This window comes from Rhizobium sp. CFBP 13726 (assembly GCF_014841925.1).
In the GTDB taxonomy this organism is placed as follows: Bacteria; Pseudomonadota; Alphaproteobacteria; order Rhizobiales; family Rhizobiaceae; genus Neorhizobium; species Neorhizobium soli.
Map to the genome: position 1 here is coordinate 189,549 of NZ_JACYUU010000005.1, position 25,668 is coordinate 215,216.

The following is a 25,668-nucleotide window of genomic DNA, read 5'->3' on the forward strand; positions in this document are numbered from 1 at the left end:
CGCGTACACTCGCGCCGTCATCATTGGCCTGTGATTTTCGCGTATAGCAATGCAACGCTTCGACCCCGTCGGCATTCACCGGATAGACAAGATCGACATGCTCCCTCTTCGATCCCGACCTCTGCTCTTGCAGGGGTTTGGCGGAAAGGCACGGTATCCGTCACTATAGGAGAGGATCAAAGGAGCCGTGAATCCAACCCGCAACCTCATTTTCATTCTTGGCGATCAGCTATCCTTGTCGGTATCGAGCCTTGAGGGTGCCGATCCCACGCAGGATATGGTCCTGATGTGCGAGGTGGTGGAGGAGGCGACCTATGTCGAGCATCACAAACTGAAACTCGCCTTCATCTTTTCCGCAATGCGCCATTTTGCCGATGAGCTGCGTGCGAAAGGCTTCTGCGTCCGGTACGTGCGGCTTGATGATCGCGACAATTCAGGCTCCTTCACGACCGAGCTTTTGCGCGCGATTGCAGAGACGTCACCCCGATCGATCATCGTCACCGAAGCTGCCGAGTGGCGCGTTCTTTCGGCCATGGAAGACTGGCAAGGTTTGGTAAATCTGCCGGTAGAGGTGCGGCAGGACACGCGGTTTATTTGTTCGACGACGGAGTTCAAAGCCTGGGCCAAGGACCGCAAGGCTCTGACGATGGAGTATTTCTATCGGGACATGCGGCGCAAGACCGGCCTGTTGATGAACGGTGACCACCCCGAAGGTGGCCGGTGGAATTTCGACAGTCAAAATCGCAAACCTGCCAAACCCGACCTGTTTCGCCCGAAGCATCATGTCTTTCCGCCCGACGCAGCAACGCAGGAGGTTCTTGCGCTCGTCGAGCGCACGTTCCCGAACAATATGGGTTCGACGGAGAATTTCTCTTTTGCAGTGACCCGCACCGATGCGGAGAAGGCAGCCGATGGATTCATCCGCGATTTCCTACCGAATTTCGGCGAAACGCAGGACGCGATGCTGGCCGAAGAGCCGTTCCTGAACCACGCGCTTCTCTCCTTCTACATCAATGTTGGACTGCTCGATCCGCTCGCACTATGCCGGGCTGCGGAGCGCGCGTATTTCGAAGGACACGCGCCGCTGAATGCGGTCGAGGCTTTCATCCGCCAAATCATCGGCTGGCGCGAATATATCCGCGGCATCTATTGGCTGAAAATGCCGGGATACGAGACAAGCAATTTCTTCGCCGCATCCCGTCCCCTGCCGGACTTTTTCTGGAGCGGTGAAACGGACATGGCCTGTATGTCCACAGTGATCAAACAGACGATTACCCATGCCTACGCGCATCATATCCAGCGTCTGATGGTGGTCGGAAATTTCTCGATGCTGGCAGGTCTTGATCCCTACGCGGTCCATCGCTGGTATCTGGAAGTCTATGCCGACGCCTACGAATGGGTTGAACTGCCCAATGTGATCGGAATGAGCCAGTTTGCCGACGGTGGGTTTATGGCCTCCAAGCCATACGCCGCAGGCGGCGCGTATATTTCTCGTATGTCCAATTACTGCGAAAGCTGCCGGTATGACGTGTCGCAGAAAACTGGCGAGAAAGCCTGTCCCTTCAACGCCTTGTACTGGGATTTCCTCGCCCGTAATGCCGAGTCACTGTCGGGCAACCACCGTTTGGCGCAGATGTATGCGTCATGGCGACGGATGTCGGCAGGAACGCAGCAGGCCTATCGCAACAGTGCTTCTGCATTTCTCGGGAAACTGGATGACGGAAGCCGTGTTTGACCGTGTGGAAATAGGCCGGCGACGGAGCATCTGAGGAGCGCCCCCCGCAGAATGAATGGATCTGATCGCTGACGAGGTCCGTGTCTCTACCCCCAAGAGTGAGCCGGGATCATGCGGAATGGTCCTCCGCTCTCGGAAGGAAAAACAGGGCGGAGGCGAACCGGGTTCACTTGTTCCTTCTAGAACTGGTCGCGACCGACCGTCCTCGAACGATCTGACGCCCGGTCCGGATGGACGAATCTATCTCCCCGTTTTGTCGCGCAACGATCGACCGAGATGACAATCTTGCGCGTAAGATAGGACCTCAAGGGCAAGGACTGGGTTCGCCAAAGGCAAACGCCGCCGCAGGGCAGCGCCTTTCAAGGAACATACCACCGCAAGATCCGCTTTCAGCGGTGCTGCCGCGAGGGTAAGGCTCGGCTGCGTCAGGCGATTGTACAATCGGAACCGCGCCGCAATCGTGTTTTCTTCTGCGGGGGCGTAAAGCTGCGACAGCGTGACGAGCTTTGCGATTTCCTCTGGCTGTTCCCCGACCGCTTGCCTGACCATCGCATACCGGACCCAGAAATTTCCATCACTCGGGCGACAGTGAAGCGCAAAGCGCACCACGGTCTCTGCCTCCCCAAGCGCGCTCGACCAGTTGTCGTAATCGACATCCGGGCTTTGCGTATCCAGCCGGACGAGCGCAACCGTTACAGCTGCTTTGACGAATTCGCTTTGGCAAACATCGTCTCTGAGAAGCAGTCTCATCTGCGGTAGAGTTCCTTCGAGCAACTCCCGCGAGACCGGTCTGTCGCGTTCAATCTGGGCCGCGATGTGTCGCATGGTCCCGAACCGGGCGTAGCGTGAGACCTGTGTTACCGAGATCGCCAGGCTTCCCATGCAGAGCAGGACGACCGCTCCGATGAGAAGCGGTCTGCGACCACGCCGCGTCATTCTCAGCCTTCCTGGTAGTACTGGGAGTATCGCGAGTAATAATATTCGCTGGAGCCATAGGCTCGGTAGAGCTTCATCCGTTCCTGGTCGACCTTGTTCAGCACGACACCAAGACACTTGTCGCGGACATAGGGATCGGAAGCGAGAACCTGACGAACGACCCGGCGTGCTGTCTTGCCCCATTCGGTGACGAAGATGAACCCGTCAATTCGGCCTGCAATGGCGCGGGCATCGACGACCGGGCCAAGAGGCGGCAGATCGATAATGATATAGTCTGCGGTATTGCTGATGTCTGCGAGCACCTGACGCATGCGCGCGGACGACAGCAGTTCGGACGAATGCGGAATGCGGTGACGGACAACTGCAGGCAAGAACGCAAGTTTAGTCCGATCGTTTCGGAGGAAAAGCGACTGCGGATCCTTGTTGTCGATGAGCACTTCGAGAAGGCCGGATTCCGCATGTCTCCCGATCGCCCGCGTCGCGCCCGGGTTGCGCAAATCGCCGTCGATCAGGACGGTTCTGTTTCCTTGCCCCGCCAGCAACTCGGCAAAATTCACCGCAATCGTTGACTTGCCTTCTCCAGGCAATGACGAAACGACGCCGATGATCTTGCAACTCTTGCCGGTAAGCGCGAGGTCTGCAGCAATCTTGGCGCTTCGAAGCGTTTCCGCGAAGGCGGAGAGTGGGTGATCGATGACGTAATTCGAAACGGCATGGGTCTTTCGAACCTGGCCAAAGCCACGACCGTCAGAGCTATCCGGAGCATCGACGGCCTTTCCGGGAGCCACTATTGGCGCGATGCCCAGAAACTCCAGATTGAGAACGTCGCGAACCTGTTCGCCGGTTCTGAAGAAACGGTCCCGGAACTCGCGAAACGCGCCAAGGCCACTCCCGACCGCGGCACCGATGATCACGAACAGCGCCAGTACCAATGGCTTGCGGGGATGGCTCGGACTGTCGGGTGCAGCCGCTCGCGTGATGATACGTGCTTCGGTGACCGGGAAGGACTGTTGCTGTATGGCCTCCTGATACCGCTGCAGGAAGGTCTGGTACATGTTCTTGTAGGTGTCAGCTTCCCGCTCGAGTTCTCTCAGCTGTACCTGGGTCTCGCTCGCGGTGGCGCTGATGCCTGTGGCCTGCGCGACCGAATCCGTCAGGCTCTTTTCCCGGGCCTTGGCAACGTTGAGATCGCTCTTGTAGCTTTCGGCGATACGATTGACCTCTTCGAACATCAGACGGTTGTATTCCGTCATTTCGCTGCGCAGCCTGATCGCTTGAATATGATTCACTCCGAGACGATCGGATATCTGCGCTTCCCGCTTGGAGGCATCGAGATATTTCTGGCGCAGTTCGTTGGAAATGGAACTGTCGAGAACATCCGTAACGATCGCGTCTCCTTGGCCCGAAGCGATGATCTGCGCGATCCGCTGCAGGCGCGCCTCAGCTTTTGCGGTATCGGACTGCGCGACGATCAATGCGCTGTTGAGTTCGGACAACTGCTGGTCAGCAACCAGAACCGAGCCGGCAGCAACGAGGCCGTTGGAACTGCGGAACTTCTGGACGGCAAGATCCGAGTCCAAAGCCTTCTGGCGCAGTTCGGCTATGCGATCCTGCAGCCAGCCGCTTGCGCGCCTGGTTGCCTCATATTTCGAATTGAGCTTGTCAACCAGATAGGCCTCTCCGATCGCGTTGGCGATCTTCGCAGAGAGAGAAGACGATGGAGAGGTGTAGCTGATGCTCAAAACATAAGTGCGACCAACGCGGCTGATCTCCATGCTCCAAAGGAGCGTGTTCGCAGCGGCGCGGCGTTTCGCCTCCACCTGATCGCTGGTTTCGGGTTCAACAACGAACCACGAAGAGACATTTGCCAGCGACCGGAGCGTTCCGGCCATTGTTCCAATGACAGACCCTCCGGCACTCGCAAACGCCGCATCATTCGTAAGGTCGAGCTTATCCACGACGGACATGGCAATCGTGTCCGATTTCAGGAGTTCAACTTGACTGAGAACGGAACCCTCGTCGTCGACCACGCCACCAATTGTCGAAAGCTGCTGAACGACTTCTCTATTGCCTTGGTCGATCAAGACGCTGACGTTGGACGTATAAAGAGGAACTGCCGTGAATATATACGCCAATCCTAGGACAATAGCGGCCGCCACTGCGGCCGCTACGATCATCCATTGTCGTCTGGCGATCGCTAAAACAGCGTCGAAATCAATTCCTTGAACGGAGCGCTCTAAATCGACATCGTCGCCTTGCAGGCCACCAGAGAAACTCTTGTTATGAATCTGCAAGAAAAACCTCGCTCAATGAAATGCCAGACAGTAGCCGCCTCAGAACGACGCCGTGGTCGAACTGCCTTCGACGATCGTCGTCGAGCCGCCGTCTTCGCTCGCGTAATATCCGCTACCGCCGCCGGAAGAGAAGCTGGACGAGCCCGAGCCGGTCGACGCAGTCGTTCCCGCGCCACCATTGCTGCCGCCACCCGGCGTGCCGCCGCCGCCAATCGCGCCAGCGCCACCGGTTGCCGAGCCGCCACCGCTGAGGCCGCCGCCAAGAGACGCAGTCTGCGTTTCGCTGTTGGCCGCGAGAAACGCTGTCTCGAGGGCGCGATTGCCGCTGTCCGCGATAGCGTCCTGGATACGGGAGGCATATTCGGGATTGACGGTAGCGCAGGCCCTTGCGGCACGAGCAAGCCCCGCGCCGATCGCGGCAGCCTGACCGGCATTGGCCTTTGCAGCGATGGCAATCAGCGGGGACAGTGCGTCGGCGCTGGATCCGGCGAGCGAACGAGCCTGATTGGACAGTGGAAGTCCGCCAGACGAGAACTGCGACAACAGACTTTCTGGAGCTGCGAGAAACGCGCTGATCTCGGCATCAGACATCCGGGCCGGCGCGACGAAGCATCCCGCCGTTGGCAAAGCCGACTGTGCATGAGCCGAAGAAAGGTCAGCAATACCTGAAACTAGAGCAGTGACAAGCGCGATACCTGCAATATTACTTATAAAAACCTTATGCATGACTGTCTCCCGAATATTACTAAACTAATCAATCCATCGCACAGAAGTAAAAAATCATCAATAGAGAGATTAAATTACTGTTAACTTGTGAATTTGAGGCCAAAACTCACGGGGCGAGTTCTCGAACAGCATCGCGGGTGGCGATGGCATCCGACGGAACACCAGCGACAGTCGACGTCACAGAATTCAGGATGTTGAGGAACTTCAGCGTTTCGACGGAGTCGGAGTTGGACACATAGATCGTGTCCTTATCCTGCATCGGGAACTTCTGGACAGCGAAGAGAGCCGAAGGATCTCTCATATTGGCTCTGAAGATGACGGGAACCACTTCGCCGCTGAACCGACTGGTATCTACGCCCAGCTTAGCCAGGAAGTCTTTCTTGACTGTGCGGTAGAGCATGACCTGCGCCGGATTTGCACGCGAGTCCAGCAATCCGCCCGCCTTCCCCAGTGCTTCACCAAGGGTCAGCTTCGATTCCTCGAAGTCAAACCTGCCATTGAGACCCGAGGCGCCAAATGCAAGGTAGGTTCGACGTTCACGATCGACCAGAATGGTGTCGCCAGGTGCGACATAGATGTTTTCAGACGGCGTGGCGACCAGATAATCGTAAAGGACAGTCGCCGATTTTCCGCGTCTTTGCAGCGTAATGTAGGTTTCGATGCCGGGCGAGCTCAGGCCGCCGGCTTCGGAAACGACGTCAAGCACGCGCTCACCAGCTTCCGTCAACTCTATCTTCGCAGGCGAGCGTACGTCGCCCAGAACCGCGACCTGAGCAGATCGGCTGCTGACCTTCGTGATCAACACCTGCGGCTCAATCGCGCGATTGGCGAGTGCATCCTCAACTTGTCGCTGGACGTCCTCCACCGGACGCCCGGCGGCCGGGATACGACCGGCGTAAGGGACGCTGATCGTACCCTCCCGATCGATTGTCTGGTTCGGTAGCGACACGTAGTTACCAGGACGACTCCCGGCGTCGTTGGGAATAAACAGGCCGCCGGACTGGGATTCAAAGACGGAGACCTGAACGACGTCACCAACGCCGAGCGGCAAGCTCGGGGCTCCGCCACGACCGCCGCCGAACCCCCCTTTGAGGGAGGTCGCCTTTGTATCCTCTACATAAGCAAGCACAGATTTACTAATGTCGACGAGAGCATAGTCGATCCCGACGGCCTGTGCCTTTTTGGCTGATGTAACCTTTGCAGTTGCCTGCGCCTCCACCTGCCGAGAATCTGGTCCAGAGTTTGGCAGCGCCGTGCATCCCGACAGGAATGACGTCGCCACAAGAACAAAAGTCGATGCGGTTTTGATTTTCACGTGTGTCCCCTTAGAAGCCCCAAGCGAAACTTGCACACGAGATTATTTATTTCTAGTTTAGATTGGAAAGTAACAAATGAATCCAGAACGAAACGAATCTTTGTTGCTGATAAATCACAGATTTAACTGATAATTATATATATTAATTGTGCCTAAGCTATAAAATATTACAATCGAATTTATCTTACTAATGTAGATGCTTTGGATAAACTTCATATCTCAAGCAGGAGACAACTGTTTATCTCGCAGGCTGGGCGCCGACGACAATTGCCCCGCCACACTTGTTTGGATCGTTCGATTTCGCCTGTTTTTCGACCCGACTTTTGGATCGGCAACGCAGACAACGACGATCGGCGCCAAGGTCGCAGCCACGAAAATGGCGAGGCCGGAGATCTGGATCGAGAAGTCGAAAGCGGAGTGAACGACAAGCAGCAACACCACCGCGAAGCCGGATTCTGGGACATAACGAAGGCGACGCCTCGCTGCCATTCCTCTAACGAGGCACGATAAGATAAAGGCCAGTCCAAACGCGATAATGAGTATGCCAGCGACGCCCAACGTGAAGACTGCTTCGAGATAGACATCGTGGGCACGATTCCAAACCGTGTAGACGCCGCAGTCCGGATCGCGATACGCTGTAAAAGCGGTTTCGAAACTTGCCAGTCCGGTCCCGAACGGAAAATGATCGGATACCCCCGAGACCAATCCCGGCATGATGCAGAAGCGGCCGTCGCTTGCGCCCTGCACTTCTGCTCGGAGCAAAGCTCTGCCAGAAAGCGACAGGAAGCCTGCTGCGAATAAGCCGGTTAGTGCAATCGCTGTAAGAAATGCGCCTACGCGGATGGATCTAAGTCCGGTACCTCGAAGCGCAGGGACAGGATGCTTGTTCTGCGAAGATCTGAACACGAACAACAGGGTCATCAACAGAAGCGCGGCAAAACTTGCCGCAACCCCGGCCCGGGACTTCGTCAGCACAAGAGCCGTGACCGGTACCATAAACAGTATCGCAAAGCTTAGTGCTCCTCGAACTGCCTTTCGTTGATCGAATGGAAGACCCCTGCCTTGATCCAGCGACGCGAGAATTCGCCGGACCTCAACACACCGCAGGTGAGACGAAAGGATCCCATAGTTCAGGATGGCGACAATCCCGAAATAGGTTGCGGCGGTGTTCCGATTGACAAAGAAGCCGGTCAGGCTGTCGAGGTAAGCCGTCTTTGCGATGAAGAGGAGTGTCTTGGGTGCGATCAGGAATTGGGCGATGGAGAGAAGAGCGACACCTGCTCCTGCTATCGCCAGGCCTCTGAGGGTGGCGATCGCTCGTTCGTCGCTGTCGCACAGAATAATCCCGATCAGAAAGACCTCAACCGGCACGAGGAAACGAAGAAACGATGCCCAGTCATCCGCAGGCGTCAAGGATATTACCGGGGAAGCATCGAGCTGAAACTCGACGAGGTCTCTCCACGACGGTTGACTGAAGATTGCTTCAGGCAGCGGAGTAGTCTGGAACATTACCCATGCGAAGGCGACCAGAGCCAATACGATAGCCGCTTTCACTGCCGGCTCCCCTGCCTTGGGGATCCCTCGGACGAAGACGGCGATACAAAGCAGGAGAGCACTTGCTAATCCGTAGATCGCGAGAGTGGAAATTTGCACGGCGCCAAAATTCAAAAGCACCAACGCGAATGCTGACCAGTGCAAAACGACGATCGATTGATAGCTTAAATCCCTCTGCGGCGAAATTTTCTGACGATCTTGCATGAGTGCTCCCAGCTCTAACCTCGCGATACTCGATAGCACTGATACGCATACGATACATCCCTCGAACTATACTTTAGAAAATGAGCAAAATTGCATGGACAGTGGAGATCGGCGCCTCAATGCGGTTAACTATATGTGAATATATACTCTGGCTTTTAACGAGCAGGCGTCTATAGCTACCTCCCATATTTTTATGGTATTGGCTCCCGCAACCATTGACCCATCCGATCGAAACAGACGCATCATGAAATTTGGAACAAGCGGCCTTCGCGGTCTTGTCGTTGACCTTGAGGGGAGAGCCTCGGCGCTCTATGCGACGGCGTTCGCGCGCCATCTTCTTGAGGCCGGCCTTGCGAAACCGGGTGATCCGGTCTTGGTTGGTCGTGACTTTCGCGCTTCGAGCCCCGGTATATCGGCAACATGTATCGGCGCCCTGCAGCGAGCCGGACTCTGCGCGATCGACTGCGGTGCCGTTCCCACACCCGCGCTTGCACTATACGGTATGAAGCTCTCGGCTGCCTGCCTGATGATCACAGGATCGCATATCCCGGATGATCGCAACGGCATCAAATTCTACCGTGCCGATGGCGAGATCGACAAACAGGACGAGATCCGAATCACGGCGATCGCCGGCTCTATGGTTGGCGAAGAGATCGACGACACGGCGGGCGAAGCTGCAGATCAGCGGGCGGAGGCCGAAGCGCTTTTCGTGGAACGCAATGCCATGCTGCTTGCTCCGAACGCATTGGCCGGATTGACTATCGGCGTTTATCAGCATTCGACGGTCGCACGCGATCTCTTCGTCCAGATCCTAGAAAAGCTGGGGGCGCGTGTCGTACCGCTTGGACGCTCTGAGCGTTTTATTCCGGTCGATACGGAAGCCGTTTCCGCCGAAACGATTGATTTCCTTCGCAGCTGGGCCCCGCAGCACCGTCTTGACGCGATCGTGTCAGCGGACGGGGACGGCGACCGTCCGCTTGTCTCTGACGAAAAAGGGCAACCGCTCAGAGGCGACCTGTTGGGCCTGATCACGGCGAACTTTCTTCATGCCAAGGTCGTCGCCACGCCGGTCACGTCCAACTCTCAGATAGAAGCCGCCGGCGACTACAGAGTTTTGAGAACGAAAGTCGGCTCTCCCTTCGTGATCGCGGCAATGCAGTCGGCCGCCGACGCCGGTGATACGGAGATCGTTGGGTTTGAGGCAAATGGCGGAACACTGACCGGCTCCGATTTCACAGTCGCTGGCGGCACATTGAAGGCGTTGCCGACCCGAGACAGCTTTCTTCCGGCAATCGCGACGCTTTCGCTTCTCGCGAAAGCCAAGCAACCGCTATCGCGTATCGTTGCCGATCATCCGCTTGCGTTTGCAGCGGCAGACCGCTTGGAAAACTTCCCGGTGGAAACGAGTGCGGCATTGATGGCCAATCTGCGGGCATCCGACGAAAACCTCGCGGCTTTCCTTGCACCGATCGGCTCGGTCGTTTCGAAAAGCGACATCGACGGGCTTCGCGCGACACTCGAAGACGGGCGTATCATCCATCTTCGCCCTTCCGGAAATGCTCCGGAAATGCGCTGCTACGTCGAAGCCCAAGACGAACAGGAAGCCTCGAAATTGTTGGCTCAAGGTCTCGATCTCATTCGGCGCTGGGCGGCAGAACGCAACTCATGAAAAATCGAAAAAGCAAAAGCGTCAGTGGAGACGAGACTATGGTTGGTAAGATCATTCCCGTAATCATGGCAGGCGGCAAGGGCACGCGGCTGTGGCCGTTGTCACGGTCTTCTGCACCAAAGCAGTTTATACAGTTCGTCGGCGACCAGACGCTGTTCCAGTCCACGCTTGCGCGTGTTGCCGACGAGACGCTCTATGAGCCTGCAATCGTCATCACCAACGAAGATTTCCGCTTCCTTGCCGCCGAACAGGCACGCGAGCTTGGCCTGCCACTCACGGCGATCATGCTGGAGCCGTCCGCACGCAACACGGCACCGGCCGTTGCCGCAGCCGCTGCCTTCGTCGCCGAGAAGTTCGGCGACGATGCTATCTTGCAGGTGCTGGCCTCCGACCACGAAATCGAAGCGGGCAACGCCTATTTCGATGCCATTCAGACCGCACGCAAGACGGCAGCAAGCGGCAAGCTCGTCACCTTCGGCATTACACCGACCGAGCCTTCGACCGGCTATGGCTATATCGAGATCGGTGACCAGCTTTCGACCGGCGCGAACACAGTAAAGCGCTTCGTCGAAAAGCCTGCTCTGCCCGAAGCCGAAAAGATGTTGGCGTCTGGCGGCTTTGTCTGGAACTCCGGCATCTTCATGTTCAAGGCCGGCACGGTTCTGTCAGAACTCAACCGCTTTGCGCCAGCCGTTGCGGAAGCGGCAAGCGCTGCCGTTGCAAAGGCATCCGGTGACCTGGATTTCCTGCGCCTCGACGAGGCCGCGTTTTCGGCCAGCCCGAATATCTCGATCGACTATGCGATCATGGAAAAGACGGCAAATGCCGCCGTCGTGCCGGCGTCCTTCACATGGTCCGACATGGGCAGCTGGGATGCAATCTGGAAGCTGGGCGAGCAGGATACCGATGGCAATGTCGCGCTCGGCAACGCGACGCTGATCAACACGAAGAACTCGCTCGTCCTCTCGCGCCATGGTCACATGGCGGTACAGGGTCTGGATGGAATTGCCGTTATCGCCAGCGAGGATGCCGTCTATGTCGGCCGCCTCGACGACAGTCAGAACGTCGGCAACATCGTCAAGCAACTCGCCGCCGCCAAGGCGACTTCCGCTCTCACGGAGACACATCCAACCTCTTATCGCCCGTGGGGTGGTTATACTTCGATACTCAACGGCGATCGTTTCCAGGTAAAACGGCTGTTCGTAACGCCCGGCAAGAAGCTTTCCCTTCAGAAGCATCACCACCGCTCCGAACACTGGATCTGCGTCAAGGGCACGGCCGAGGTGACGATTGGCGACACCGTACAGACGGTTCGCGAGAACGAGAGCGTCTACATTCCACAAGGTGAAGTCCATCGCCTGGCCAACCCCGGCAAGATTATGCTTGAAATGATTGAAATTCAGACGGGATCTTATCTCGGCGAAGACGACATCATCCGTATCGTCGACGAGTTCGGGCGCGGCTGATCACAACTATGCAGACCGCCTGAACGAAGTGAATGGCGTGCCGTGGCATAACGGCACTATCCTTTCCGGCGGCTTTTCGAATATGAGAAGGCTACTCATGTTCTCACATCTGGCCTGCATCGCTGCAGGCCAGATGTGACATCGTCTGCAGGTCAGCATGCTTCGCCGCTTCTTCTCCTATTATCAGCCCTATAAAGGCCTATTCCTCCTCGACTTCGGCTGCGCCATCGTGTCCGGCCTCCTCGAGCTTGGATTTCCCATGGCGGTGAAGCTGTTTGTGGACAGGCTTCTGCTGAGCCAGGAATGGCTGCTGATCATCCTCGCGTCCGCTGGCCTTCTCGTCATCTATGTCCTCAACACAGGGTTGATGGCCGTGGTCACTTATTGGGGCCATATGCTCGGCATCAATATCGAGACAGACATGCGGCGGGCGGCGTTCAACCACCTGCAGAAGCTGTCGTTCGGCTATTTCGACAATCAGAAAACCGGACATATCGTCGGGCGCCTGACCAAGGACCTGGAGGAAATCGGCGAAGTCGCGCATCACGGTCCTGAAGACCTGTTCATTGCGCTGATGACCTTTATTGGCGCTCTGCTGCTGATGTTTTCGGTCAATTGGCAGATGGCGGTCATCACGGCGACCATCGTTCCTGTGACCGCCTGGGCAACCAGCCATTTCGGCGGCCGCATGACCGAGAATTTCCATCGGCTTTTCAGCCGGATCGGCGAGTTCAACGCACGCATCGAGGAAAATGTCGGTGGTATGCGCGTCGTGCAGGCTTTCGCGAACGAGGGTCACGAGCGCGCGCTGTTTGAAAAGGACAACCAAAGCTATCGCCGCGTAAAGCTGGAAGCCTACAAGCTGATGGCCGCAACCAGTTCCATGAGTTACCTCAGCATGCGGCTGACGCAGATGGTCGTGATGGTGACCGGCGCCTATTTCGTGCTGGCAGGCGAGCTGACGGCGGGCGGCTTCATCGGCTTCCTGCTTCTCGTCGGCATCTTCTTTCGTCCGGTGGAAAAGATCAATTCGGTGATTGAGACCTATCCGAAGGGGATCGCAGGCTTCAGGCGTTTTACCGAACTGATCGATACGGAGCCCGATATTGCTGATGCACCGGATGCGGTCGCCGTTGATCACCTGAAAGGCGAGATCGCGTACCGGTCCGTGACCTTCGGATACACCGCGGCAAAGACTGTCTTCGAGGAGATCAACCTCGACATCCGTGCGGGCGAGACGATTGCATTCGTCGGCCCCTCTGGCGCCGGCAAGACGACCATATGCTCGCTTCTTCCGCGCTTTTATGAAGTCGTGTCGGGCAGCATTGCGATCGACGGGATCGACATCCGAAAGATGACGAAGGATTCCCTTCGCCAGCAGATCGGCATCGTGCAGCAGGATGTCTTCCTGTTCGGTGGTACGCTGCGGGAAAATATCGCCTATGGGAGACTGGGTGCTTCCGAGGCCGACATTGTCGAAGCGGCGCACCGCGCACGTCTGGAGGACATGCTGACAAACCTGCCGGAGGGTCTCGATACGGTCATCGGTGAGCGTGGCGTGAAATTGTCCGGCGGCCAGAAGCAGCGGGTGGCGATTGCCCGCATGTTCCTCAAAAACCCACCGATCCTGATCCTCGACGAAGCGACCTCCGCGCTCGATACGGAAACCGAGCGTGCGATACAGCGTTCGCTTGCCGAACTATCGCAGGGGCGGACCACGCTGATCATCGCCCACCGGCTCGCCACGATCCAGGGCGCCGATCGAATCGTCGTCATTGACGATTCTGGTATTGCCGAACAGGGCACCCATCAGGACCTCATCGAACGTCGGGGCGCATACAACCGGCTGCATTCCGGCCAGGTCGGCATGGTCTGACTGGTGATCACGATCGAGCCGCTCAAGATCGCCGAACTTTAGCCGACACCGACGTAGCGGGACAGAAGAGACGGATCGGCCCTCAGCGCCTCAACCGGCATGACTGCCTGCGCCTTGCCGTTCTCGACGAAACAGACGCGGTCGGCGATCGATAACACGGCCTCGACCCGCTGCTCGACCAGCAGGATTGCTTTCCCCTGATTGCGCAGCGTCAACACGACATCGCGGATCGTGGCGATCATCGAGGGCATCAGGCCTTCGGTCGGTTCGTCCAAAAGGATGACCTTCGGATCGAGACATAAGGCGCGCGCGGTCGCCAGCATCTGCTGTTCGCCGCCGGACAGCGTTCCGGAAACCTGGCCGAGGCGCTCCTGCAGCCGGGGAAACAGCGAAAGCGTTTCGTCGAGCACGCGCTGCGGACTGCGCCGCGTCATCATGCCGATTTCGAGATTTTCCCGCACGGTCAGCTCGGAGAACAACCGGCGGCCCTGCGGCACATAGCCGATGCCGAGGCGTGGCCTTTCATGCGCCGGCAGCGCCGAAATTTCGGTACCATCCAGCCGGATACTACCGGCACCGGTCTTTGCGAGACCCATGATGGCACGCAGGGTCGTCGTCTTGCCCGCACCATTGCGGCCGAGCAGGCAGAGAACCACGCCCTTCTCCACCGTAAGCGACATACCCTGCAGCGTCTGGCTGCTGCCGTGATAGACATCGAGATTGGAGACTTCGAGCATATCAACCGGTTCCCAGGTAGGCGGCCTGCACGGCTGCGTTGGCACGGATGTCTCCGGGCGACCCCTCGGCGAGGATTTGACCGTGGTTGAGAACCGTGATCGTGTCGGCGAGTTGCATGACGACGGGCATGTTGTGCTCGATCAAAAGGACCGTTGCAGACGTGGCGATTTCCTTGACCAGCCGGCAGAAACTTTCGATCTCGCTATCCGACAAGCCTTGCGTCGGCTCATCCAGGATCAGGAGTTTCGGCTCCAGCGCCAGTCCCATCGCGACTTCGAGAAGCCGCTGGTGGCCATAGGCCATGGTCCCGGCCTTCTCTCCCTTGCGATCCGCAAGTCCAACGCGGCCTAGAGCTTCATGCGCCTTCTCGGCAATATCAGACCGTTTCGAGCCGGGGTGACGCCTTAAAGCGCTTTGTGCCGACAGCGCCACGTTGTCGAACACGGTCAGCGTCGGATAGATGCTGGTGATCTGGAATGTATAGGCGATGCCGTCGCGCACGCGCTTATGTGCAGGTCGGTCGGTAATGTCCTTGCCCAGGAACTCGATCGACCCGGCACTCGGGGCGATACGGCCGGCGAGCAGCGAGACGAAAGTCGTCTTTCCGGCACCGTTCGGACCGATCAGCGCGCGGATCTCGCCTTCCCTGATGGTAAAATCGACATGGTCGACGGCTTTCAGACCACCGAAATGACGGCTGAGACCTTTGGTCGAAAGCAGGCTCACGGAAGCCATGGCAGCCACCTTTCGCGGATCGTCCCGAGAATGCCTTTCGGAAAGAAGAGGACCAGAACGACCAGGGCCACGCCGGTCACGAGCAGATAGGCCTGCGTGTATTCGCTGGTGATGTCGATCATGTCGAACATCAGGATCGAGCCGAGCAGCGGCCCGAGGACGGTTCCGGCACCGCCGAGCAATGTGAAGAGCAGCGCCTCGATCGAATACTGGATGGTGGCAAAGGTAGCGCCGACATAGGCGAACATCAGCCCGTAGGCGGCACCGGCCATGGCGGATATCGTGCCTGACAGGACGAGCGCACCGAGCTTCAGCTTGAATGTGTCAAAGCCCAGCATCAGCGTGCGCGTCTCGTTTTCGCGGATCGCGATCAGCACCCTGCCGATTGGTCCCCGCACGACGACGAAGATGACGAGCAGTGTCAAAGCCAGAAGGCCGAGCGCCAGATTGTAGCGCTGGACGGCATTCGTCAGGTCGACGTGGAGACCGAGGAGATCGAAACTGCGCGCAGAGGTCGGCATCGTCAGGCCTTCTTCGCCGCGGGTATAGTCGGTGAAGTAGGTGATCGTGAGATAGGCAACCTGGCCGAACATCATGGTGACAATCATGAAGGCCACGCCTGTCGTGCGCAGCGCGATCACGCCGATGACGAGCGACAGGGCTGCACCACAGCAAATTCCGATGAGAAACGCGAGCGGCACGCCGAGATCGGTGTAATAGGCCGTCATGCCGGCGCCGTAGAGACCGGCGGCAAAGAACATCGCATGTCCGAGGCTCAGCAGGCCCGTATAGCCGAACAGCATGTTGTAGCCCATGGCATAGATCGCCAACAGCATGACGCGGGTCAGGGCGAGGTGGTGATAATCGGGCAGCACGAACTGGACAAGAAAGAGAGCTGCCAGCACGCCGACATGAAGCGCGATGACGCGGATGGTGTTTTCGCTTCTCATCGCGCCTTTGCCCCGAACAGACCTTCCGGCTTGAACACCAGCACAAGGGCGACAAGCAGGGTCGAGATGATCTTTGCAAGCGTTGGTGAGAAGAACATCGAAATGATGCCGTCGCTCAGTCCGATCAGGAGGGCTGCGATGACGGTGCCGCGCAGACTGCCAAGGCCGCCAAGGATGACGACGATGAAGGAGAGAAGCAACGGATCGAGCCCCATCAGATAATGGGCTTGACGGATCGGCACGATCAGCACCGCAGCGACCGCCGCCAGCATGGCGCCGGCGGCAAAGACGAAGGCATAGACGCGTTCGATCGGTATGCCGAAAGCCTGCGCCATTTCGCGATCGAACTGCGTTGCGCGCATGATGAGGCCGAGCCGGGTGCGGCTCAGCACGAACCAGACCGCCAGCAGCAAGACGATCGCCGCTGCAATGACGAACAGGTTGTAACCGGAATAGCCGAACCACGGCAGCTGGATGCGGTAATAGAATGGAGCCGACACCGGACGCGCATCCGGACCATAGGTCAAAAGGACCGTCTGCTGGATGATATAGAGCATGCCGATCGTGGCGACGATGGTCGATTCCGGATCGTAGTTCAGGCGCTTCAGGATCAGCCGCTCGCTGGCGAACGCGATCGCGCCGACGATCAGCGGGCTGATGACGAGCGCTGCGAAGAAACCGACTGCCGGATGCAGCGAGAACATCGACGCCACCCACCAGGCAACGACCGCGCCGAGCATATAGAATTCGCCATGGGCGACATTGACGACGCGCATGACGCCGAACACCAGAGACAGGCCGAGTGCGGTCAATGTGAGGACCGCGGCCTGCAGCAGTCCTTCCAATGTCGCCAGCAGCAGAAACGGACCGAACGCCAAACCCTAGCTCCTATGCACGGACACGACTGTCCCCTTGCCTGATTTGCTGCGGTTAGACAGGAAAAACGACGCGGGGTGAAGAGCGAAGGGACCTGACAGCCGATCCCTCCGGACAAGACCGGTCAGAGCGACATTTTCGTGTAGTCCGCCGTCACCTCGTACATGCCGTCTTCGATCGAGGTCCGGTGCACGACATCCATCCGGCCGCCTTCGACCTTCGAGATGTTCTGATGGCCGTAGACCTGATGGTTCTTGCCGTTGAAGATCTTGTTGCCCTGCGGATGGTCGCGGCCTTCCTGGAATGTCTCGATCGCTTCCAGGGCTTCGATGAATTTGGCCTTGTCCTGCGGGCCGCTATATCCGGTTGCCTGCATCGCCTGCTTGATGGTGAACAGCGTTTCCCAGACCCCGTACATATGGGCGTAGGTGGCGATGTCCTTCGGATCGGCGATGCTTGCACCATTCTCGTTGACGCCGACTGCCGTGCGATAGAACTTGTCCCATTCGCTCTGGTCCTTCTGGGCGTAGCGGGGCATGCCCTCCCAGAAATAGGTCCCATCGAGGAAGCTCAGTTGCGGCGTCGAAAGATCGACGGCCTCGACGCTATCGATGAAGCCGAAGATCTGGGGTCGCTGCGAGCCGTAGAACTGACCGAGCTCGGTGACGAAGGTGAGAACCGCCGGACCGACCATGATGTGGTAGAGCACGTCGGTATCTGCGGGAATACGCGGCAGGTAGCGCGTGAACGATGTTTCCGTCGGGGGAACGGCGATCATCTCCACGACCTCACCACCCTGCGCCTTGATGGCGGGCGGAAGATTATCGCGGTGGTCATAGCCGAAGGCGTAGTCCGGGAAGATCATCGTGACCTTCTTGCCGAGGTTTTTCGTGATCCAGGGTGCCACTGAAGTCACCTGGCTGCGGACGTCGGTTATGCCGGGCTGGAAGCAATAGCGGTTGAGGCTGCCCGAGGATACGTGCGTGCCTTCCGACACCACCAGATAGGGCATTTTCAATTCGCCCGCCCGCGGCGCGGCGGCGACGACAACGTGTGAAAACAGCGTCCCGAACACAGCATCGACCTTATGCTGGGTCGCGAACTTCTCGACGACTTCGGCGCCTCGTTTCGGATCCGTGCCATCGTCTTCAACGATCAGTTCCACGGGACGACCGTTGATGCCGCCCTCCTCATTGATGATCTTGACGGCAGCCCGTGCGACACGCTCGTACCAGCGACCGTAGGATGCGCCGATACCGGTGCGGTGGCATTCAAAGCCGAGTTTGATGGGGGCGGATGTCTGCGCATGCGAATAGCGGACGAAACCCGGTGAGACGGAAGACAGAATGCCCGCACCCGTTGCCGCGCCCATTCCAAGAAGGGTCGTCCGGCGGGTCACCGAGGATTTCGGTGCTGAAGTCTTGTCGGTCATTCGAAATTTTCCTCTCAACGGTACTGACGCCCATCATGCTGATGCGATAGTCGATGGTCTACCAGGTGCCACCGACAATAAGAGCCCTACCATGTCCTATAGCAAAGAATTCCGCTGATCAGGAGACCTGACAGGAGCGGCACGAGGCCCAGTCTGAGCGAAGATGTCGTGGTATGGAATACGCTTCTCCATCCCGGCATGATGTTTCAGCCGATTACGCCACCAGACGCAGGATGAACCCGTTGCCGTCATTTCCCCGAAAACACCGGTTGCCGGCCTGTCCATCGGCGACGGCAGCTCTCTTGTGGACGCTCATGCCCTGCACGGCCAGCGCGCACGGGACGGAACGCGGGCTGGTGATGCTGCTGCCGACCGAATATTACCTGACAGGCGGCGCGATCGTCGTCGCAGTTACCTTCGTCGCATTGCTGCTGGTTCCGTCGCGCTGGTTCACACATGCTGGCAGTGCCTCCATCACGCTCGATCGCCGGCCGGTGCCGCCGATCGTGATGGTCAGCACTCTGAGCTTCGTGCTTCTGCTGGTACTGATCGCCGCCGGCCGCTATTCGACAGCCGATCCGCTCGAAAATCCGCTGCCGCTTGTCGTCTGGACGCTGTTCTGGGTCGGCCTGACCTTGGTGCAGGCCTTGGTTGGAAACCTGTGGCCATGGCTCAATCCCTGGACGGGTCCTCTTCGCCTCCTGCGGCGAGCGACGGGCGGCAGGCTTGGCGAAGCTCCCCTGTTGAAGCTGCCGGAGGCCGTCGGTTACATCCCCGCGATCCTCCTGTTCCTGATGTTTGCCTGGTACGAGCTGGTTTCGCTCGCCCCGGAGGACCCTCCCCGTCTCGCCATCGCCGTCTCGGTCTACTGGATTCTCAATTTCATCGCCATGTTGGTTTTCGGAGAGCGAGATTGGACAGAGCGGGGCGAACCCTTCTCGGTGTATTTCCGCATGATCGGCATGATCGCGCCCTTTGAAATCACGCCGCCGAAATCCGGAATATGGGCGAGTGTCCGGTTCCGCTGGCCGGGGCAAGACTGCGTCGCGGCGGAGCCGCCGCCGATCAGCGCGGCCGTATTCCTGCTGCTGACGCTCGGAACGGCGTCCTTCGATGGCTTTGCAGAGACCTTTACCTGGCTCTGGATGATCGGGGTGAACCCGCTGGAATTTCCCGGCCGCAGCGCTGTGACCCTGCCGAATACGTTCGGCTTGATCGCCGCTCCGGTGGTGCTCGCAGTGATCTATTTTACGGCTGTCATATCAGGAGCCCGGCTTGCCGGAGAGGCACGATTAGTCGCTGATCGAGGGCTGATCACGCATCTGGTCTATTCGATCATTCCGATAGCGATTGCCTTCCATGCAGCCCACTATCTCAGCCTGCTTCTGATCAACGGGCAATATCTCTACTCTGCGGTCTCGGATCCCTTTGCGCTTGGCTGGGATCTGTTCGGCACCGCCGATCGCCACGTCACGGCATCGATGCTGATCGACATCAACAGTGTCGAAAAGCTCTGGATCGCACAGACCGCGATCATCGTCACCGGGCACTGCATCGGCATTCTGATCGCCCACATGATCGCGCTCAAGCATTTCGCGAAGCCGGCAAGCGCGACGATCAGCCAGATCTTTCTCGTCTTCGCGATGGTCGGCTATACCGTGTTCGGCCTCTGGCTGCTCTCGACCCCGACAGTGGGGTGATCTGGGCGGCGACGCCTTAGCGGAGGAGAAGCATATCCCAGTGCCCGACTTTGCAGCCGGAACGGGATGCCATCTCGAGACGCATCCGTCTCCAGTCTTCCAGAACGCTTTCGTCCAGTCGGCCTGTCTCAGCCGCAGCGTTTGCCAAGCCTGAAATGAACTGCCGCTGCAATTCGGCTTGATCTCCGGCGAGATGCCAGGGGCTCTGACCGGTGAGAACCTTGAAACCCGCCTCCTCTGCCAGTCTGGACAAGACCGGTTCCGCCGTTGGACCAAGCGCCGGTCCAAAGCCCTTGTCGCGGCGTTGATGCGCATTGAACGCCTCGACAACCAGCGCATCGGCTTCGTGTGCGATGTCCCAGCTGCAGACGCCATCGTAATTGAGCGCCGTATAGAGGCCGATGTCGCGCTCCCGGAGGAGATGCAAAAGGCGCTCCAGAAACTCGGCCGAGACGAGGTCGAAAAGCGCCGACGCGGTGACCAGCCGCGAGCCCGTGAAGAGCTCCGGTCCCAACTGGCTGAGGTCGGCCTGCAGGCATTCCACCCGGCCGGACATGCCGAGCCTGTTTGCTGCTTCTTCGAGCAGTTGCGGATCGTTGTCGACGAGGCGCCAATGCCAGGACGAGCTCTGGGGCGCTAGCGCTCGAACGGTGGAGCCGGTGCCGCAGCCGAGATCGACGACCCTCACACCGTCGCCAGCGACAACAACGCTTTCGATTGCCGCCTGCCGGAGGTCGCGATCGCGGGCAGCATTGTCCGCGGGCTCGCGCAGATCGAGCCAGACTGTGTCGAAGCCACTCATCGCATTTCCTCCAGGAAGTCGGAAAGCACCTTTGCCGTTGCGGGCCAATCGGGCAGCTGCTGGCCCACGGCAAGTGCGCCCGCAGAATAAGCTTGTCGCGTTTCCGGCTGGTCGATCAGCAGCGCCAGAGCTTCGGCGAGCCCGGCAATGTCGCCCGGTTCCACGAGGATCCCGGCATCGTCAGTCACCAAATCCGGTATCGCCCCGCCGCGACAGCCAACGATCGGCAGGCCGCGCACCATGGCTTCCGCAAAGGCCATGCCGTAGCCTTCATATTGGCTGGCGAGTGCAAAAATATCCGCTTGGGCATATTCGACCGCCACATCATCAAGCGCGCCCGTCAAAGTCACCCGGTCGGAGAGCCCGCACGCCTCGATCTGTCGTCGCAGATCGGCAGCGCATTGACGATCCATGTCATCGCTGCCTGCTATCCGGCACTGCCATGGGCGATCGGAGATGCGCTCGAGCGCTGAAATCAACGCCGCATGATCCTTGCGCTGCGTCAGCGATCCGACCGACAGGATTATCACCCCGTCCCCGGCCGTGCTGCCCGATGCAGGCTTTGCCTGCTCCGTTCCAGGCACGGCGACACGCACGAGATCCGGCGCCACGCGGAATTGCGATACCAGAGTTCGCGCCGTGCTGGGGCTTGTGACGACGACACCTTTAGCTGCACCTAGCGCTGTCATCTCGCTTTTTCGCAACCGCTCGGCAACCCCGGCCGGAATGCCGCTTTCGAGTGCCAACGGATGATGGACGAGCGCAATCATGCGGAGGCGGGTCGCCTCCTCCATGGCAATTGCCGGCATTGCCCCAAATGCAAGGCCATCGACCAGAACGAGACTATCGTCGGCGAGGGCTGCGAGTTTTTCAGCTGTTTCGGCAAGCTCGCTTTCGCTCGGTTCCGGAAAGCCGCCGGGAAGCTGCAGGTGCTCGACTGTCCAGCCGATTGCCCTAAGCTCCTCGATCATCCGCCGGTCATAGCCATACCCGCCGCTGCGGGTGTCGATATCGCCGGGGATGGCGAATACCAGCCGTCGCTCCCTTGATGCGGCGTTCAAATCGCAGCCTCGTACCAGGCTCGGGCCACATGGCTTTCATGCAGGGTTACCTTGAGGCGGCGGATGCGCACGCCACCCGGACCAAGATCGCCGGCAGCGATACCGGCTTTCAGCTGATCGAAGACGTGCTTGGCGAGCACCTCCGTCGTGGTGACCTTGCCGCGAAAGATTTCGAGTTCGTCGAGGTTCTGGTAGTTGAGCGGCGCAACGATTGCTTTCAGCACCGTCGTTGCAAGGCCGATATCGACGCCGAGCCCGTTTTCGTCGAGATCTTCGGTCATGAAGGCGGCATCGACAATAAAGGTCGCGCCATGCATCGCCTGGGCCGGGCCGAATACCTCCCGTGGCAAGCTATGGGCAATCATCATGTGGTCGCGAACTTCAACTGCAAACATGCGGGGAATGTCCTTTCAGACTAACGGTATCGGATACGGTGGCAAAGGGTGCCGGGATCGGCGAGAATTTGGCAATAGTCTTGGGCAAGGTCGGGAAAGTCCGTCTCGCCGGAGAAGAGTTTGTCGAGGCGGTCATCCGCAAGCAATGCAAGTGCCGCGGCCAGACGTCGCGAAAACGGCCACCTTGCGCGCCTTTGAACCGGTACGTTGCCGACCTGCGAAGCGACGATCGACAGGCGTTGACTGTGGAAACGACCGCCCAGCGGAATCTTCACGCTGCCTTCGCCATACCACGACATCTCGACGATCCGCGCCTCGAAGCCGGCGAGCGCAATGGATGTGGCAAGACCTGCGGCCGTGGCCGACGTGTGGATCACCACATCGCATCCGCCGGCACGGTCGTTCGCCTGTTCGGGTGATGCAAACCGGCATCCGAAATCTTCGGCAAGACCACGGCGATCGCCATTGACGTCCACGACGGTGACTTCGGTGCCCGGGATCCTTGCGGCGAGATAGGCAATCAGAAGCCCGACGAGCCCTGCACCGACGACCGCGACCTTGTCTCCGGGAAGAATGCCGGCATCCCAAACGCCGTTGAGGGCCGTCTCCATATTGGCTGCAAGGACGGCGCGCGAGGCGGGCACGCCTGCTGGAACCGGCACGACCATCTCAGCGGGGGCGTGGAAGGCATCCTGATGCGGATAGAGGCAGAATACTGTCCGGTCGACAAGCGCTTCCGGGCCGTCCTTTGCGGTTCCGACCACCGCGTAGCCGTACTTGATCGGAAACGGGAATTCTCCATCCTGCAACGGCGCCCGCATGCTGTCGTATTCGCTTTCGGGGACCGAGCCGGCTGCCACCAGGGACTCGGTACCGCGGCTGATGGCGCCGAACAGGCTTTCCACCAGGACATCGCCGTGCCCGAGCGGACCAAGCGGCGTCTCCCGCACTTCAGGCTGGTTTTCTCGCACCAGCCACAAGGCTTGCGCTATCGTCATGCCTGGCCATCGCGTGCCGGCTTGGGAAACTTGCCTTCGACTCTGACGGACGGACGACGCCAGAGACGGGCTTCATGCGGAACGAGGCGGGTGAGGACCCGCGGAAGACAGCCTTCCTCGGGAATTGCGAACAGTCCGAGACGGGTCGTCCAGTAACCGAACCGCTGCGAGGCCGTGAAGACCGTGAACGGGATCGCCAGACAGAGACCGGCGACCACAGGTAGAGCCCAGAAGATCGCGTACCCACCGATCAGGCCCGTGATGATCGTAGCAAGGACAACGCCGATCAATGTCTGAAGGCCCATCGCCTTGATGGCTGTGTAAAGCGTAACGCCGAGCCGGTCGCGGTTCTGACCGCTCCAGGTGACCGAACGTCCGAACAGAAGACCGATCAGGAACACCGAGACATAGACGGCAACGATGGGCGCCATGATCATCGAGGCCAGGAGTTCGATCACCGCCGACAGACCGAAGCGCAATGGTCCGCCATAGGAGCGGATCGCGCCGGGGGTAAGCAGCACATCGACGACGCCGGCGATCTTGGGGGTGACCGACAGAAGAAAGATGGTGATGAACGACCAGAAGCCGAGTTCGATGTAGGTCGCATCAAAGCCGCCGGTCACACCCTTCCATGCGGCGGCAAACGTCGCGACGATCCAGGCCGGCGGTGCGACATACATCAGGACCGCCTGAAAAAGCTGGAACCTGCTCAGCGGCTTGAGGCCCGGCTCAAAAAGGAAACGCCAATACTGCATGTTGCCCTGGCACCATCGCAGATCTCGCTTGGCAAACTCCAGCAATGTCGGTGGGTTGGCTTCGAAGCTCTTTGTCTCGATAGGCAGCACACGAACTTCGTAGCCGCCCCGACGCATATAGGTCGCTTCCAGCTGGTCGTGGCTCAGCACATGGCCGCCCAATGGCGGCGATCCCGGGAGAACGGGCAGATTGCAGTGGGCCTTAAATGCCGCGGCGCGGATCAGGGCGTTGTGCCCCCAGTAAGGCCCGCAATCAGCGCTCCACCATGCGGAGCCGAGCGTGAAAGACCGCATTCCGTGACGCATACCGAACTGGAACATCCGGGCAAAGCCGCTTTCGGCGGGCACTCCGACGACCAGGGTCTGCAGAATCCCGAGCTCAGGTCGTGCCTCCATGGCAGCCACCAGCCGTATCATCACGTCGCCGGACATGACGCTGTCGGAATCCAGCGGCAGGAAAAAGTCGTAGCGGCTTCCGTGTTCCTTCAGGAAGTCCTGAATATTGCCCGCCTTGTAACCGGCATTGTCAGCACGACGACGATAGACCGGCCGGTTACCGCCATCCGCCACGACATGAGCGGCAACGAGATCGAAGCCCGCTTCTTCCAACTGGATGATGTCGGGCTCGGACGTGTCGCTGAGGACGAAGAACCGAAAGTGGCGTTGAAGGCCGGTCGCCTGAAGGCTCTTCTGCATCGCCTCTATCCGGGCAAAGACGGGCCGCGGATCTTCGTTGCGCAGGAATATCGTCAGCGCTGTCCGCGACGACAAAGCGATCGGCTGGCTTCCCTGACCCTGCGGATAGAAGGGGTAGATGCTTTTGGAGGGGTCGCCGGGGCCGTGCTGGAGGACGATCCCGATCACGGCGTTCCAGAACCCAAGCACCGTCCACGGCGTTGCCAGCATGAACCCGATCAGCATGACGGCTTCCGCACCATCAATGCCACCTGGGGAAAGAAGTCGGTAGACGACATACCCAAGCCCCGCGATCGTTGCGAGATTGAGCGCCAGAACAATACGACGGCGCCACCGGACTGGAAGTCCGGAATACTGGAAGTCGGGACTTCGATCGGGATCCGACTGCCAGCCCGTTGCACTTTGGTCGGCAGCCATCGCGTTGAGAACGCCTTCTTTTAAATTGCCCATGCGCAACACTTAGGCTGAACCTCCGTCCTAGCAAGCGCCGAGCGATTTCAAATGAAGTTTACCGACGCCGTTGCCCCGCTCCAGATCCGCGCCAGTGCGCAAACAGCCGCAGGTTTTACTGGGATCCTTTTGGATCGTCCGTCACCGCTCGACGTAGGATGATCGTTCATCCGTCGCCTGGTCAGCTTGCATCGACTTCATTGGGGCGCACCGGAACGACACCGTGCGTCGGCGTTCTTTGCCCGCGTATATTGTATAGATGATCCCCAGAATTGACAGGGTTGCAGTACTGGACACAAAGAAAA

General features: G+C 58.9%; 20 protein-coding genes. 5 read left to right on the plus strand and 15 right to left on the minus strand.

All coding sequences use genetic code 11. From position 1 onward, the window contains the following. Positions 1-187: 187 nt before the first annotated feature. Positions 188-1,735 carry a cryptochrome/photolyase family protein gene (locus IFT66_RS19980; RefSeq protein WP_192078675.1) on the plus strand — a complete coding sequence of 516 codons (1,548 nt, stop codon included), beginning with the start codon at positions 188-190 and terminating at the stop codon, positions 1,733-1,735. Between the two features lie 240 nt (positions 1,736-1,975). Here the strand turns inward: IFT66_RS19980 and IFT66_RS19985 are convergent, their stop codons facing one another. The 5 genes from IFT66_RS19985 to IFT66_RS20005 form a co-directional block, all read right to left on the minus strand. Continuing rightward, positions 1,976-2,671 carry a hypothetical protein gene (locus IFT66_RS19985; RefSeq protein ID WP_192078676.1) on the minus strand — a complete coding sequence of 232 codons (696 nt, stop codon included), beginning with the start codon at positions 2,669-2,671 and terminating at the stop codon, positions 1,976-1,978. A gap of 2 nt (positions 2,672-2,673) precedes the next feature. After that, positions 2,674-4,932, minus strand: coding sequence for a polysaccharide biosynthesis tyrosine autokinase (locus tag IFT66_RS19990; RefSeq protein WP_249406530.1), 2,259 nt, complete (start codon positions 4,930-4,932; stop codon positions 2,674-2,676). Between the two features lie 72 nt (positions 4,933-5,004). Beyond that, positions 5,005-5,556: a hypothetical protein gene (locus tag IFT66_RS19995; protein ID WP_062458645.1), complete on the minus strand. Its 552-nt coding sequence runs from the start codon at positions 5,554-5,556 to the stop codon at positions 5,005-5,007. 241 nt (positions 5,557-5,797) lie between these two features. Continuing rightward, complete coding sequence (locus IFT66_RS20000) at positions 5,798-7,000, minus strand: polysaccharide biosynthesis/export family protein (protein WP_192078784.1); 1,203 nt, start codon at positions 6,998-7,000, stop codon at positions 5,798-5,800. Between the two features lie 225 nt (positions 7,001-7,225). After that, positions 7,226-8,764, minus strand: a complete 1,539-nt coding sequence (locus IFT66_RS20005; protein WP_192078678.1) for an O-antigen ligase family protein — start codon at positions 8,762-8,764, stop codon at positions 7,226-7,228. 244 nt (positions 8,765-9,008) lie between these two features. Between IFT66_RS20005 and IFT66_RS20010 the strand changes: the two genes are divergently transcribed. From IFT66_RS20010 to IFT66_RS20020, 3 genes are all read left to right on the plus strand, one after another. Next, positions 9,009-10,433, plus strand: a complete 1,425-nt coding sequence (locus tag IFT66_RS20010) for a phosphomannomutase (protein ID WP_192078679.1) — start codon at positions 9,009-9,011, stop codon at positions 10,431-10,433. A gap of 38 nt (positions 10,434-10,471) precedes the next feature. Next, complete coding sequence (locus IFT66_RS20015) at positions 10,472-11,899, plus strand: mannose-1-phosphate guanylyltransferase/mannose-6-phosphate isomerase (RefSeq protein ID WP_192078680.1); 1,428 nt, start codon at positions 10,472-10,474, stop codon at positions 11,897-11,899. 157 nt (positions 11,900-12,056) lie between these two features. Continuing rightward, positions 12,057-13,775 carry an ABC transporter ATP-binding protein gene (locus IFT66_RS20020; RefSeq protein ID WP_192078681.1) on the plus strand — a complete coding sequence of 573 codons (1,719 nt, stop codon included), beginning with the start codon at positions 12,057-12,059 and terminating at the stop codon, positions 13,773-13,775. 38 nt (positions 13,776-13,813) lie between these two features. Here IFT66_RS20020 and IFT66_RS20025 read toward each other — a convergent pair whose 3' ends face one another. From IFT66_RS20025 to IFT66_RS20045, 5 genes are all read right to left on the minus strand, one after another. Next, the gene (locus tag IFT66_RS20025; RefSeq protein ID WP_192078682.1) at positions 13,814-14,512 is read right to left on the minus strand and encodes an ABC transporter ATP-binding protein; all 699 of its coding nucleotides are present in this window, start codon (positions 14,510-14,512) and stop codon (positions 13,814-13,816) included. Between the two features lies 1 nt (position 14,513). After that, positions 14,514-15,248 carry an ABC transporter ATP-binding protein gene (locus IFT66_RS20030; RefSeq protein WP_113110128.1) on the minus strand — a complete coding sequence of 245 codons (735 nt, stop codon included), beginning with the start codon at positions 15,246-15,248 and terminating at the stop codon, positions 14,514-14,516. Beyond that, positions 15,236-16,198, minus strand: a complete 963-nt coding sequence (locus IFT66_RS20035) for a branched-chain amino acid ABC transporter permease (RefSeq protein ID WP_192078683.1) — start codon at positions 16,196-16,198, stop codon at positions 15,236-15,238. Before IFT66_RS20035 ends, IFT66_RS20030 begins: the two co-directional genes overlap by 13 nt. After that, positions 16,195-17,076 (minus strand): branched-chain amino acid ABC transporter permease, encoded by an 882-nt coding sequence (locus IFT66_RS20040; RefSeq protein ID WP_192078684.1) that lies wholly within the window; start codon positions 17,074-17,076, stop codon positions 16,195-16,197. Before IFT66_RS20040 ends, IFT66_RS20035 begins: the two co-directional genes overlap by 4 nt. Before the next feature lie 122 nt (positions 17,077-17,198). Next, the gene (locus tag IFT66_RS20045) at positions 17,199-18,506 is read right to left on the minus strand and encodes an ABC transporter substrate-binding protein (protein WP_192078685.1); all 1,308 of its coding nucleotides are present in this window, start codon (positions 18,504-18,506) and stop codon (positions 17,199-17,201) included. A 269-nt stretch (positions 18,507-18,775) separates the two neighbouring features. Between IFT66_RS20045 and IFT66_RS20050 the strand changes: the two genes are divergently transcribed. Continuing rightward, entirely contained in the window at positions 18,776-20,206 is a 1,431-nt protein-coding gene (locus IFT66_RS20050) for a hypothetical protein (protein WP_207105890.1), read from the plus strand. 16 nt (positions 20,207-20,222) lie between these two features. Here IFT66_RS20050 and IFT66_RS20055 read toward each other — a convergent pair whose 3' ends face one another. From IFT66_RS20055 to mdoH, 5 genes are read right to left on the minus strand one after another with little or no spacing between them, the layout of a single operon-like run. Further along, on the minus strand, positions 20,223-21,008 hold the full coding sequence (locus tag IFT66_RS20055; RefSeq protein WP_192078687.1) for a class I SAM-dependent methyltransferase: 786 nt from the start codon (positions 21,006-21,008) through the stop codon (positions 20,223-20,225). After that, positions 21,005-22,069 carry a glycosyltransferase family 4 protein gene (locus IFT66_RS20060; RefSeq protein WP_249406519.1) on the minus strand — a complete coding sequence of 355 codons (1,065 nt, stop codon included), beginning with the start codon at positions 22,067-22,069 and terminating at the stop codon, positions 21,005-21,007. Before IFT66_RS20060 ends, IFT66_RS20055 begins: the two co-directional genes overlap by 4 nt. Further along, entirely contained in the window at positions 22,066-22,464 is a 399-nt protein-coding gene (locus IFT66_RS20065) for a 6-pyruvoyl trahydropterin synthase family protein (RefSeq protein WP_062458601.1), read from the minus strand. The genes IFT66_RS20060 and IFT66_RS20065 overlap by 4 nt, the downstream gene beginning before the upstream one ends. A 20-nt stretch (positions 22,465-22,484) precedes the next feature. Next, on the minus strand, positions 22,485-23,462 hold the full coding sequence (locus tag IFT66_RS20070) for a zinc-dependent alcohol dehydrogenase (RefSeq protein WP_192078688.1): 978 nt from the start codon (positions 23,460-23,462) through the stop codon (positions 22,485-22,487). Beyond that, complete coding sequence (mdoH, locus tag IFT66_RS20075; protein ID WP_192078689.1) at positions 23,459-25,363, minus strand: glucans biosynthesis glucosyltransferase MdoH; 1,905 nt, start codon at positions 25,361-25,363, stop codon at positions 23,459-23,461. Before mdoH ends, IFT66_RS20070 begins: the two co-directional genes overlap by 4 nt. Between the last annotated feature and the right edge of the window lie 305 nt (positions 25,364-25,668).